At 60.9% G+C, this 12,944-nt stretch carries 12 protein-coding genes; 5 read left to right on the plus strand and 7 right to left on the minus strand.

The features are described 5' to 3' along the window. Positions 1–21 precede the first annotated feature (21 nt). The 3 genes from HYPDE_RS13275 (at position 22) to HYPDE_RS13285 (ending at position 2,549) form a co-directional block, all read left to right on the plus strand. Positions 22–867 carry a pseudouridine synthase gene (locus HYPDE_RS13275; RefSeq protein ID WP_244437650.1) on the plus strand — a complete coding sequence of 282 codons (846 nt, stop codon included), beginning with the start codon at positions 22–24 and terminating at the stop codon, positions 865–867. Then, entirely contained in the window at positions 864–1,421 is a 558-nt protein-coding gene (rsmD, locus tag HYPDE_RS13280; RefSeq protein ID WP_015599002.1) for a 16S rRNA (guanine(966)-N(2))-methyltransferase RsmD, read from the plus strand. The genes HYPDE_RS13275 and rsmD overlap by 4 nt, the downstream gene beginning before the upstream one ends. Before the next feature lie 177 nt (positions 1,422–1,598). After that, positions 1,599–2,549 (plus strand): alpha/beta fold hydrolase, encoded by a 951-nt coding sequence (locus HYPDE_RS13285; RefSeq protein ID WP_015599003.1) that lies wholly within the window; start codon positions 1,599–1,601, stop codon positions 2,547–2,549. Between the two features lie 17 nt (positions 2,550–2,566). Here the strand turns inward: HYPDE_RS13285 and HYPDE_RS13290 are convergent, their stop codons facing one another. Next, positions 2,567–3,859, minus strand: a complete 1,293-nt coding sequence (locus HYPDE_RS13290) for a sugar MFS transporter (RefSeq protein ID WP_051112002.1) — start codon at positions 3,857–3,859, stop codon at positions 2,567–2,569. Positions 3,860–4,247: 388 nt separating this feature from the next. Between HYPDE_RS13290 and HYPDE_RS13295 the strand changes: the two genes are divergently transcribed. Beyond that, complete coding sequence (locus tag HYPDE_RS13295) at positions 4,248–4,580, plus strand: (2Fe-2S)-binding protein (protein WP_041321300.1); 333 nt, start codon at positions 4,248–4,250, stop codon at positions 4,578–4,580. 141 nt (positions 4,581–4,721) lie between these two features. Continuing rightward, positions 4,722–5,213: a bacterioferritin gene (gene bfr / locus HYPDE_RS13300; protein WP_015599006.1), complete on the plus strand. Its 492-nt coding sequence runs from the start codon at positions 4,722–4,724 to the stop codon at positions 5,211–5,213. A gap of 236 nt (positions 5,214–5,449) precedes the next feature. Here bfr and mutL read toward each other — a convergent pair whose 3' ends face one another. From mutL to lspA, 6 genes are all read right to left on the minus strand, one after another. Beyond that, positions 5,450–7,237 carry a DNA mismatch repair endonuclease MutL gene (gene mutL / locus HYPDE_RS13305; RefSeq protein WP_041320489.1) on the minus strand — a complete coding sequence of 596 codons (1,788 nt, stop codon included), beginning with the start codon at positions 7,235–7,237 and terminating at the stop codon, positions 5,450–5,452. Positions 7,238–7,265: 28 nt separating this feature from the next. Then, entirely contained in the window at positions 7,266–8,618 is a 1,353-nt protein-coding gene (locus tag HYPDE_RS13310; protein WP_015599008.1) for a hypothetical protein, read from the minus strand. Between the two features lie 106 nt (positions 8,619–8,724). After that, positions 8,725–10,140, minus strand: a complete 1,416-nt coding sequence (locus HYPDE_RS13315; RefSeq protein WP_041321302.1) for a M16 family metallopeptidase — start codon at positions 10,138–10,140, stop codon at positions 8,725–8,727. A 5-nt stretch (positions 10,141–10,145) separates the two neighbouring features. After that, on the minus strand, positions 10,146–11,561 hold the full coding sequence (locus HYPDE_RS13320) for a M16 family metallopeptidase (protein WP_081625127.1): 1,416 nt from the start codon (positions 11,559–11,561) through the stop codon (positions 10,146–10,148). Positions 11,562–11,820: 259 nt separating this feature from the next. Beyond that, positions 11,821–12,294: a hypothetical protein gene (locus HYPDE_RS13325; RefSeq protein WP_015599011.1), complete on the minus strand. Its 474-nt coding sequence runs from the start codon at positions 12,292–12,294 to the stop codon at positions 11,821–11,823. 65 nt (positions 12,295–12,359) lie between these two features. Then, a complete protein-coding gene (gene lspA / locus HYPDE_RS13330; RefSeq protein WP_041320490.1) occupies positions 12,360–12,881 on the minus strand; it encodes a signal peptidase II in 522 nt (173 codons plus the stop codon). Between the last annotated feature and the right edge of the window lie 63 nt (positions 12,882–12,944).

The following is a 12,944-nucleotide window of genomic DNA, read 5'->3' on the forward strand; positions in this document are numbered from 1 at the left end:
GCTCAAATCGAAATCACCGAGATGCCCAAACCCATACACTCCACTGCTGCCGAGCCGCGCGACGGCCCCATGCGCATCGCCAAGGCGATGGCGCGCGCCGGGCTATGCTCACGCCGCGAGGCCGAACGTTGGATCGCCGACGGCCGCGTCAGCGTCAACGGCAAGCTGCTCAAGACGCCGGCATGCGAGGTGGGCCCTGGCGACAAAGTCATCGTCGACGGCAAGCCGCTGCCGGCAGCAGGAACGCCGCAGCTCTGGCGCTATCACAAGCCGAAGGGCGTCGTCACCACCCATTCGGACCCACAGGGGCGTCCGACCGTCTTCGAAAAGCTGCCGCCCGAGATGCCACGCGTGATTTCCGTCGGCCGTCTCGACTTCAATACCGAAGGACTGTTGCTGCTGACAAACGACGGTGCTTTGGCGCGGCATCTGGAGCTTCCCGCGAACGGCTGGGTACGGCGCTACCGGGTCCGCGCCAAGGGCCGTGTCACGCCCGTCGATCTCGCCAAGCTCAAGGACGGCGTCGAGATCGACGGAGTTCGCTACGGACCGGTCGAAGCTGCGGTCGACAGCGTACAGGGTGCAAATTCGTGGCTCTCGATCTCGATCCGCGAAGGCAAGAACCGCGAGGTGCGCAACGTGCTCGCACACCTCGGGCTTGTCGTGAACCGTCTGATCCGTGTTTCGTTCGGACCGTTCCAGCTCCTCGACCTCGGGCCTGGGGCCGTCGAAGCCGTGCGCCGCCGCGTGCTCGTCGCGCAACTCGGGCCAAAGGCCGCCGCGAGCCTTGGACTTTCCGAAAGCCAAGCCGAGCGCAAAGAACGCCACGCGCGCGGCAAAGCGGCGAGCGGGAGCGGCGACGCATGAGGATCGTTGCCGGAAGATTTCGCGGGCGCGCACTCGCCGCTCCGGAAGATATGAGCATTCGTCCGACATCGGACCGCGTGCGCGAAAGCGTGTTCAATATCCTGATGCACGGCATCGAAAATTTCACACTCGACAAGGTGCGCGTCATCGATCTCTTCGCCGGAACGGGTGCGCTCGGAATCGAAGCATTGTCGCGCGGTGCGGCCTTCTGCCTTTTCGTCGAAGAAGCCGCGGAAGCACGCGCGCTGGTCCGGCGCAACGTCGAAGCTCTCGGCCTTACCGGCGAAACACGCATTTTCCGCCGCGACGCGACGGACCTCGGGCCGGCCGGAAACATGGAACCTTATGGGCTCGCATTTCTCGATCCGCCCTACGGCAAGGGGCTTGGCGAAAAAGCGCTTGCATGCCTTGCAGAAGGGAACTGGCTGAAGTCCGGCGCGGTTTGCGTTCTTGAAGAAAAAGCCGGAGCACCTATCGCGCTGCCGCCGCGCCTGGAACAGATCGACGCGCGGAGCTGGGGCGAGACGGAAGTCAGGTTCTTGCAGTTCGGGTAATTCCACCGCGGGCGCAAATGCCGGTGTGACTCGCCGCGCGGTATGCATGCGGCATTTAACAATGCGCTGTCACAACTGGTTAAATTTAGCTTATCCGTTTGACCTATCGCAAACAAACCATTTCCGAACCATCTCTATGTCGCTTGCGGAATTTAGGGTGTGATCGGATGATGTGCCATGGTTTGGCTGCCGAGCGAAATCTGGGCTGAAAGGCGCTTCAACGGACTTCCCTCCGCTGTCGCGGGAGACGCTGCATTCCGCGTTTTCTGCACGCCGTCGATTTCCGAGCGGCGCGCGCCGAACCATCGTCAGCTTGCCGAACGTGCCCGCTACCATCTGCGCAATGCGCAGTGGCGACGGATCGAAACGCCTGTCGGCGAAGTCCAAACGTATGTCTTCGAACCCGACCAGCAAATCGCTCCCGGTATCGTCCTCATCGTGCACGGATGGACGGGCGAATCCTCGTTCATAACGGCAATCGCCGAAGCCATCCGGCGAAACGGCTTCCGCGTTGGATTATTCGACTTGCCTGCGCATGGCCTGAGCAGCGGCCGCTCGACAAACCTAATCGACTGCGCTCGTGCGACCGTTTCAGTTGGCGAGCAGCTCGGGCCCGTCCACGCGCTCGTTACGCATTCGTTCGGTGGGCTGATCGCGCTCGTGGCCTCGGAGGGCCACGCGCCCATGCCAGGAAAACTCACGACGAAGCACATCGCCCTGATCGCGAGCCCCAATCATCTTTCGGACATCACAGACCATTTCGCCCGGTACTGGGGGCTAAATGATGCCGGCCGCCGGGCCTTCGAGCATCGGCTTGAACGTATCGGCGGACGGACGCTCGATTGTTTTGCGGCTGTGAAACTCCTTCCGGCGAGCGGTGTTGGTGGTCTCGTCATTCACGCACCGGATGACATCGACGTGCCGTTTCGTTGCGCAGAGGAGATCGTTGCAGGCGTACCGGACATGGAACTCCATTCCTTCAACGGACTCGGCCACCGCAACATTCTTTTCGCGTCGCCCGTCGCGCGGACGATCACGTCGTATCTCAAGCGAACGGTTGAGCCCGGCGAACGCCGCACGTATCAGCCGAGAGTCGTGAATGCGCCAGCGGCAAGCGCGCCCGCGTAATCGCGGATGCTGCACGCTCAAACGCGCAAAGCGGACGCCACCCAGCTGTGGCCTCTTAGTCCGTAATACAGAACGTAGAGATAGCTCGGCACGGCGAGGACCAGATAAGCGAGCTGGAAGTCGATGTGCTGCTTCAGCAGGGCGAAGGCGTAGGGCATCAATGCACCACCGACGACTCCCATGATCAGCAGCGCCGAGCCAGTTTCGGTGTGGCGGCCGAGATCCCTGATCGCCAGCGGGAAAATTGCGGGCCACATCATTGCGTTGGCAAAGCCGAGGCTGGCGATGAAGCCCACGGAGACGTAGCCGCTCGTGAGATATGCGCCGGTCGTCAGCACGACGCCGAGCGCTGCGGAGATTGCGAGGTAGGCCTGCTGAGATACGAACCTCGGGATCAACAACAGACCGCCGACGTAGCCGACGAGCATCGCGAACAGGGTATAGGACGTGAACAGCCGTGCCGCATCGAGGGGCAGATCGAAGCCGGCGCCATAGATGCCGATGGCGTCGCCCGCCATCACCTCGAGGCCGACGTAGAGGAACAGGCAAAGCACACCGAGCCAGAGATGCGGAAAGCTGAAGATGCGCCGAGCTTCCGCGTAGCCATCCGTTACGCCGCCTTCTGCGCTTTTGGCCCGAACATCCGGCAACCTTGACCAAGCAATCCAACCAGCCAGCGCCGCAAGCAGCACCGCCATGATCATGTAAGGTCCATGAACTTGCGCGGCGAAAGCATCGAGCAGCGCCTCGCGCGCCGCCGGCGTCGCCGCAGCTTTGACCCGCGCATCGAAATGATCGAGGCCCTGCAGGACAAGCGCGCCGAATACGAGCGGCGCCAGGAAACCCGCGAACTTGTTGCAAATGCCCATGAACGCGATGCGCCGCGCAGCGCTTTCGCTTGGCCCCAGGATGCAGACGTAAGGATTGGATGCCGTCTGCAGCAGCGACAGTCCGGCGCCGATCACGAAGAGGCCGGTGAGCGTGCCCGGATATTGCCGCGCGGTCGTGAAATGACCAAAGGCGACTGCGCCGGCGGCCATGATGAAAAGCCCGAGCGCGATGCCCTTCTTCATGCCCGTCCAACGCAATACGGCAGACGATGGCAGCGCCAGGAAGAAGTACGAAAGATAGAACGCCATCGGCACGAGGAAGGCGTTCACATCGTCAAGGTCGAATGCGAGCTTGACGAATGTGATCAGCGGCCCGTTCAGCCACGTTACAAATCCGAAGATGAAAAACAGGACGCCAATCGTGACGACGGGGCCAAGGCGGCTGGTTTCGATGTCGCGGGCGGCGGCGGGAAAGGTCACAGCGACGCGGGCCTTTCCGAGTTGCCGGGTCGGAATTGAGGGCGCCTGCCTGGCGAACGGACGTCTTTCATGCAGGCCGGTAGCACACGCCCACAATCTTCAGACGGCGAGTCCCTCAATGAAATCAATACGGTTTCGATCATCCAGCGTTCGCGCCCAATCGGCCATGATCGAACATACGGTAACTGCGACATCCTTGCATCCCCGCCGCGTAATATCAGCATGGAGATTTCGTCCGGATTGCTTTGATTTGGCGGTTTTTCGTACTATGTCGACATTAGAAAAAGGTGACTTGACTAAAGTATACTTTTTCGCGCAACTAACATCTGATTTACCCTCGCGGGTATCCGATGCCGGGGCCTTGAACCCCGATTGATTGGAGCCGAACGTGATTATTTGCTCGTGCGCCGTTATCTCCGATAGAGATATCGAGATTGCCGTCTCGGAAATTATGAGCGCGAGCCCGGGGCTTTTGCCGACGCCCGGCGTGGTTTTTCGCCATCTCAACAAAAAAATGAACTGCTGCCGCTGCGCGCCCGTGGCCGTAGCAACGATCTACGCTGCGATGGACCGGCTGGCGCAAAGCACTCGTGTTTGCCCGTTCGCGCTCGCTGAAGCCCGCGCCAAGCTCATTCGCATCGAAGAGCGCCGCGAGCGCCGCGAACGCCGCCTCAATGATGCCTACGCCAACCGCAAGCCCTCTTCGATGCGCGCCGCATAGGGCAGAAAAATCCGGAAATTCCCGCAGGCTGAGGCGCAGTCCGCAGCGGACGGTTTTTTCTATTCCAATCACATGGCTACCTAGTTTAGAATGTTTCTGGTTTAGGCCAGAGCAGTGGCATATTTCGGTTTGGAGCGGCGCATGAAGGGCAACAAAGACGTTATCACCCGTCTCAACGAGGCATTGAAGCTCGAGCTTGGCGCCGTCAACCAATATTGGTTGCATTTCCGCCTCCTGGACAACTGGGGATACAAGAAGCTCGCAAAAAAGGAGCGGAAAGAGTCAATCGAGGAGATGCATCACGCCGACCGGCTCATTGATCGCATCATCTTCCTCGAGGGGCACCCCAACCTGCAGCACGTTGCGCCGCTGATGATCGGCGAGAACATCAAGGAAGTTCTCGAATGCGACCTGAAGGGCGAGAACATCGCCCGCGATCATTACAAGAAATCGCGTGAGATCTGCCGCGATCACGGCGACTACGTCACGATGATGCTCTTTGAGGATCTTCTCAAAGACGAGGAAGGCCACATCGACTTCCTTGAAACGCAGCTCGATCTTCTGAACAAGATCGGCGTTGAGAATTACGGCCAGCTTAATGCCGAAAGCGCCAACGACGGCGACGATCACTGATGAATTGACGCTTGTGGCTGTGCTCCGCGAAGCCGGCCGCAAGCACCTAGCGCCTTCCGAACGAGCGTGTCAGGCTTGATCAGCCGTATCCCCTCTCAACTCCATGACCGCCCTCCGAGGCGGCCATCCAGGGTTACGAGGCGATGTTCTCTCGCGTGTGTTCCTGGATGGCCGGGTCAAGCCCGGCCATGACGTTTGGGAACAGAGAGGCTACCCACACGACATGACAACATGAGTTAGCGTCTTCCGAACAGCCGTTCGATGTCGGATAGCTTGAGCGCGACGTAGGTCGGACGGCCGTGGTTGCACTGGCCGGAATAGGGCGTCGCTTCCATCTGGCGCAGTAGCGCGTTCATTTCCTCAACGGTCAAACGCCGTCCCGAGCGCACGCTTCCGTGACACGCCATGCGCGACGCGACCGCCTCCAAGCGGTCTTTCAATGCACGCGCCGTTCCGTCAGCGCGAAGCTCGGCGGCAAGATCCTTCACCAGCCCGTCAATGTCGGTATCGCCGAGCAGCGCGGGCGTCTCTCGAACGGCGACGGCGCCTTCTCCGAAGGCTTCGAGGACCAGCCCAAGCTCGGCCAGTTCGGCGGCGCGGTTTTGCAATAGCTCGGCGTCGTCGGGGTCGAGTATGACGATCGCCGGGATGAGCAGTCCTTGCGTCGCGACCCCACCATTCACGAGCGCAGCTTTGAGCTTCTCGTAAACCAGCCGCTCGTGCGCGGCGTGCTGATCGACAATGACGAGGCCGTCGCGCGTCTGCGCCACGATGTAGTTCTCATGCACTTGAGCCCGGACGGCGCCGAGCGGCTTGTCGATCGATTGCTCGACCCTGCTTTCGTCAGGCACGCGCATGTCGGCGCTTGGCGTATCGACGGCCGCGAACGTAGCCGGGCCCGGGCCGGACTCTGCGAAACCAAGCGGCTCAGACGCCAACGCGGGCGTAACACTCGGAAGCACGCCAGCCGAAAAGCTCTCGACCGTCAGCACGCCGCCTTGCGCAGAAGCCCGATGGCCCGCGGCTTCCAACGCCTGGCGCATTGCGCCGATCATCAGCCCTCGCACGCGACCCGCGTCGCGAAACCGGACTTCCGCTTTCGCCGGGTGCACGTTCACATCGACGTCGGGCGGGGCGACGTCGAGAAAAATCGCCAGCAGCGGCGAGCGTCCGCGCGGGATCAAATCGCCGTACGCGGCGCGGACCGCGCCGATCAGCAGCTTGTCCTTCACCGAGCGGCCGTTGACGAACAGAAACTGCTGCATGCTGTCGGGCCTGTGCAGCGTCGGCAGGCCGATGAACCCGAAAACGCGCATCGGCCCCAGCGCACCGCTGCCGCCGCCCGAGACTTCGAGCGCATCTGCCATGAACTCGCGGCCCATGATTGCACCGATACGTTCAAGCCATGCCGAAGACGAGCGCTCGCCGCGCGGATAGACGACAGGACGCTTCTCGCCGGTCTGCAGTGTGAAGCCGATCTCGGGGTGCGCCATCGCGAGCCTGCGAACCACGTCGGTGACGGCCATCGTCTCGGCGCGCTCCGACTTCAGGAATTTGAGGCGCGCGGGCGTTGCGGAGAAAAGATCGCGGACTTCGACGACAGTTCCCGGGTTGGCCGCCGCCGGTTTGATGCTCTCCTTCGCGCCGCGAACAACGCGCATCGAAAATCCCTGATCGGCTTCGCGCAGGCGGGACCGGATTTCCAATTCCGCAATCGAACCGATCGACGGCAATGCTTCTCCGCGAAAGCCGAGCGAGCGAATATCGAAAAGGTCTTCTTCGTCGAGCTTCGAGGTTGCGTGACGCTCGACTGCGAGCGCGAGATCGTCCGCGCTCATGCCTGAACCGTCGTCGGTCACGCGGATCAGCGACAGCCCGCCTTCCGTGATGACGATTTCGATCTGGGTGGCGCCGGAATCGATGGCGTTCTCGACGAGTTCCTTGACGACGCTCGCCGGGCGCTCGATCACCTCACCCGCAGCGATGCGGTTGACCGTTTCGGGGCTGAGCTGGCGGATCGCCACGGCGACCTCTCCTCGTCTCAAAAGCGCATCACGCGCCCTTGGCGAGGCGCTCCTTGGTCAAGACTTTCGCAAGCTCGACGGCGGGCTGATCGAACGGATCGACGCCCAGCAGGCGGCCTGCGAGAATCGTTTCGATCATAAAGTGCATCAGCAGCGCGCCGAGCGTTTTTTCATCGAGTTTTGCAAGGTCGATCGTGCGTACCGGGCGGCCGGCGCGGGCAAGGGCTTCAGGAAGCGCATGGGACTGAGCCGAAACGATATCGCCGATGGTGTGGCCGCCGAGCATGTCGGCTCCCGCGAGCTCGGCGAGACCGGAATCGACTTTCGGGCCGACGCCTTCGCTCGCGACGCGGATAATGGTCAGGTAGTGCTCACGCGGACCATCCATGAAAAGCTGCAACTGGCTGTGCTGGTCGAGCGGCCCGAGCGCGCCGATCGGGGTCGTGCCCTCGCCGCCCTTACCGAGGCTTTCCGCCCAGAGTTGCACGAACCAGGCGGCGAGACGGCTGAGACGATCCGCGTAAGGCATCATCACAAGCGTCTTGATGCCTTTTTCCTTCGACAGCGCGACGGCCATCGTGGCACCGACGGCGGGCGCGAAATCTTCCGCGCTGTCCGATGCGAGAAGCGCATCGACAACGGATTTCGCTCCGGCACGGATCGCTCGCACGTCGATGCCGCGCGCCATCGCGGGCATCAGGCCGACGTTGGTCAGACAGGAAAAGCGGCCGCCGACGCCCGTATGATGCTCGAGCATGGGAATGCCGAATTGCGCAAAGAGTGTCCGGAGGCCATTTGCCTTGCCGGACTTCTCGGGCTCCGTGATACCGAGAAAAAGCTTCGGGATCTGCGCTTCGAGACCAGCCGCCTTCACCGCCGAAAGCGTGGCGATCGCTTGCGCCAATGTCTCGGCGGTGCCGCCCGATTTCGACGTCACGATGAAGCGCATCTCGGCAAGGTCCGGCGTATTCAGAACGCCCGCGAGCGTTTCGCCATCGAGATTATCGTAGAATCGCGTGCGTGGCCGCGACTTCTGATCCTCGGTTGCGGTACCCGGAATTTTCCAGCCCGCCAGTTGTGCCAGCGTCTGGCCGCCGAGGCTCGATCCGCCTGTGCCGAAAAAGACGAGCGTCTTTGCGCCTTCACTCAGATGCGCAAGCGCCGCTTCAGCGGCATCGATGTCGGCCGTTTCCTCAGCGACGCGCAGCAGCGCCAGACGGCTATTGCGATAATCGTCTTTCAACGCCGCGACGTGCGGCACGATGCGCGACAACCACGAAGCATAAGCAGACGGCGCGAGGCCGTGTTCACCGATCGTCGCTTCGAGACATCCGCCGATGCTCTGGTGGAATTTACTTCCGTCGTGTTGCCCGTCCCGCATGGCGCTACAAACGCTCCCGACTGAAAAACGGGTTCCCGCGTAGCCCATTTCAGACGCGCGGCCAAGAGCGCGAAAGGCCCACCAAATTCTTCGGCGGCGCCTTAATTCAGCCGCGTGTCGGCGCTGCGACGCGACTTTGAGCTGCCGGAATCTCCGACTTCATCCCGTCCGGTTTGCCGACGACCGTGACGATGAGATCATCAGGTTTCAGGAGACGCGCCGCGACGCGTTTGGCATCCGCCAGCGTCACCGCGTCGATCATCTTATTACGGTTCTCGACATAGTCCGGACCGAAACCCTCCTGCATCAACCCCAAGAGCTGCGACGCAATCTTGGAGTTCGTGTCGAAGCGTAGCGCATAGGAGCCGGTGAGATACGATTTGGCGGCATTGAGATCGGCTTCCGTCGGTCCGTTCTCGGCCATCTTCTTCATCTCGTTGCGGATGATGTTGAGGCTATCCCCCATCGACGCGTTCTTGGTGGCAACGCTGCCGACGAGGATCGAGGTGTATCTGTCGGGCTGAATGTAGGTGTAGACCGAATAGGCAAGACCGCGCTTCTCGCGCACCTCCTCCATCAGCTTGGCGGAAAAACCGCCGCCGCCGAGGATGTGGTTGACGACGAAAGCAGCCATGAAGTCCGGGTCTTTGCGCGGCATGGCGCCGAGGCCGAAAACAGCGACCGACTGAGGAACGCCCATCTCGACAACGCACTGGCTGCCACCCGTCAGCGGCTGCACCTTGGCGACCGGGAAAAGATCGGCCTTGGCGGGGAGCCCTCCGAACACATCGTCGATGAGCTTTCCAAGCTCAGCGGGCGAGATGTCGCCGACAGCGACGACCTTCAGGTTATCCCGCGCAAAGATGCGCTTGTGGTAGGCGACGAGATCGTCGCGTTTTATTTTCGAGACGGTTTCCACAGTGCCGCTCGAAGGGCGCGCGTAAGGATGACCTGCGAAAGCTTGCGCATACCATTCGCGCATCGCGACCTTGCTCGGGTCCTTATCGGCATAAATGATATTGGCTATCAGCTGCTGTCGGATACGTTCGACGGCATCGTCGTCGAAGCGTGGTTTCTGCACCGAAAGTTTCAGAAGCTCAGCGGCCTTATCGCGATTGGCGGTCAACGTCTCGAACGAGCCGTAAAGCGAGTCCTTCGTATCGTCGTACCTCATGCGCATGGAGATATCTTCCATACGCTCCTGATACTCTTCCGACGTCAGATTGCCGGCGCCTTCGTCCATCATCGCGGTGATGAAATTCGCGACGCCCGCCTTGCCCTCGGGGTCCTGGCTGTTACCGCCATCGAAGGCGTATCTCAGCGAAATGAGGGGGACGCTGTGCTCTTCGACGAGCCAGGCATGGATGCCGCCCGGCGATGTGATCTGCTGAATGTTCATTGCTGCTGCCGGACGACTGAAGGATAGAAACGCGAAGGACGTCAACATCGCCAAAGCTACAGCGATGTTGTGGCGTGCCACGGCGCGAACGACCGTAGCAGTCTCACGAGAGAGGGTCTGCATCGAAATCACCTCAATTCGCTATTTGCGGAGGGAGGAGGCACGTCTTCCGCCTGCGCGACGCCGCTTTGATCGGGTATCAGATAGCCCGTCACCGACGCCTTGAGATTGAAGTATTCGCCCGCGACCTTCTTCACGTCATCTGCCGTCACCTTGGAAATGGCTGCGGGCCAACCCTCGACGTCGGCGACAGTGCGACCGATCGCGAGGTTCCATCCATAACGGCGCGCTAAAGTCGCCTGATTGTCGCTCTCGTAAATGTAGTCTGCGAGATAACTGCGCTTTGCACGCGCGAGCTCCGCTTCGGTCACGCCGTTCTTTACGACGTCGGCGATAACATCGTCGATTGCGGCTTCGACCTTCGGCAGCGGGACGCCATCGGCAGCAACCGCGTAAAGCGAAATGGTGCCGCTGTCGAGACTGGAACCGGAATAATCGCCGCCGGCGCTTGTCGCGAGCTTCGATTCGACGACGAGCTTCTTATAGATGCGGCTGGTCGTGCCCGAGCCAGCGATCTTCATCAGCAGATCGAGAGCTTCGGCTTCGCCGGGCTTCGCCGTAACGTAGCTCGGCGTAAGGTAGTAGCGCTGCATCGAATAATTGCCGGCACGCGGGTCTTTCAGCTCCAGGCGGCGGGCTGCGATCGGCGGCGGCTCGCTCGGGCGATGGCGGACGGTGGTAACGTCGGGGTTGGTCGGTATTTTGCCGTAAGTCTGCTCGGCGAGCGTCTTGACCTCGTCGGGCGTGACGTCGCCCGATACGATCAGGATGGCGTTATTCGGCGCATAGTAGTGCTTATAGAACGTCAGAGCATCCTGACGCGAAAGCTGCTGCATTTCGTGATACCAGCCGATGACCGGCGTACCGTAGGGATCATTCAGATACAGCGCCGCGTTCATCTGCTCGTCGAGCAGCGCGGAGGGATTGTTGTCGATGCGCGAGCGGCGCTCTTCCAGGATGACGTTCCGCTCCGTCAGCACCTCTTTTTCGTCGAGACGGAGGTTGACCATGCGGTCGGCTTCCATCTCCATCATCTTGCCGAGACGATCCTTGGCGACGTGCTGGAAGTAGGCCGTCGTGTCATGGCCGGTGAAGGCGTTGTCCTGGCCGCCGAGTCGGCTCACGATTTTCGAAAACTCGCCGACCGGGATCTTGTCGGTCGACTTGAACATCAGATGCTCGAGAAAATGCGCGATACCCGACTTGCCGCGCACCTCATCGGCAGAGCCCACACGATACCAGACCATGTGCGTCACGACCGGCGAGCGATGGTCGGGAATGACGACGACATCCATGCCATTGGCGAGCTTGAACCCGGTCGCACGGGTGGCGGTGTCGACGGCGAAGGCTTCAGGTGTCAATGCGAGCATGGAAAGCGCCAGAATGGTTAAGAAGCGGAACCGGGTGAACGTCACAAGACGCATATCGTGGGTCCTTCGACGGTAAGCAACGTCAAGCGAGTTGCCTACCTTTTTCGGATGATAGCGAAGTCCCCACACATGGGGACAACTTTTTGCGAAGTGCCGTCCGGAAGATGAAACAACAGCGCGCAAAGCCGGGCCAATGAGCGCGATGGGCCGCATAAAAGTCAAATGACAAGGCGTTCATCTCGCGTGAGCAAGACGCGGATCAATCAAGGTTTTTCATTCAGACTGAGAAATTTCCGATAGCGGCGCGCCGACGCTATTGCGTCTGTGTGTCGTCGTCGCCCTCGTTCCCATTACCCGAGGCCATCCACTTCTGGACGCCCGTCAAGATCGACGGGTGGCACGAGCCCAGCGGACCCGATGCAGAGTCGGCGGTTGAGTCGCCTCTTGCTTTCGCGTCTTCGTAGTTGACCTTGCAGTAGGCGTCCTGCTGCCTTTGAAGCTCAGCCTTCGAAACGCCTTTCTTGGCGTCGACGTCCTGTACTGCCAGAGCAGGCTGATTGGGCTTGCCGCTTCCGGGCGGAGGCAGGGAATCCAGCCCCGGTGGCACCACAAGTGGCTGACGGGCGGCCAATTTCGGCTCTTTCGGCGCGGAGGTGTCGTTCAAGCCGACGACGTCGAAGATCTTGCCGTTCAGCTGTACGCCATCGTACCCGCAGCCCGAAACCGCAAGCACAGCCGCGCCGAAAGGCACAAGCAGCAATGCTTTTGCGTATGATTTCAAAGGCATACAGATCCCCGTACCCCAGCCGCCGCGACACCCTAATATGCGGCAGTATCCCGACATTTACGGCGCTAATGCGACTCGCCCCAGAATGACTCATACAACAGGACCAGAACGCCAGCAACGATTGCCATGTCGGCGACGTTGAAGACATACCAGTAATATCCATAGGCATGCAGCGAGAAGAAGTCCGCGACGCCGCCGAGACGCAGTCGGTCGATCGCGTTGCCGATGGCGCCTCCGATGATCAGTCCAAGGGCGATCGCCATCAGACGGCTGGCGCCCGAGCGATTGAGCCAAAGCCAGAGACAGAAGCTCGCAAACACGGCGAATGCCGTCAGGAGGTATTGGCCAAGCAGGCTTTCCTGATCGAACAGCGAATAGCTGATGCCGATGTTTTTCACGTAGGTGATGTCAAAGAACGGGAAGATCCGGACACGGCCTTTGCTTCCAATGTCGTAAACCGAGAGCATCCACCACTTGTGAAACTGGTCGACGGCGACTGTCGCGACGATGAACGCGAGGGCCAGCGGCGCCGTCCGGCCCCAGAGAAAACTTCGACGCTGCGATTGCGGAGCAGACTCGATGTTCATGATGCTGCTCCCGAATGATCGGCGCAATATTCCCCTCCCCTCGACGGTGAGGGGTTAGGGGTG

Source organism: Hyphomicrobium denitrificans 1NES1, assembly GCF_000230975.2.
Classification (GTDB): domain Bacteria; phylum Pseudomonadota; class Alphaproteobacteria; order Rhizobiales; family Hyphomicrobiaceae; genus Hyphomicrobium_B; species Hyphomicrobium_B denitrificans_A.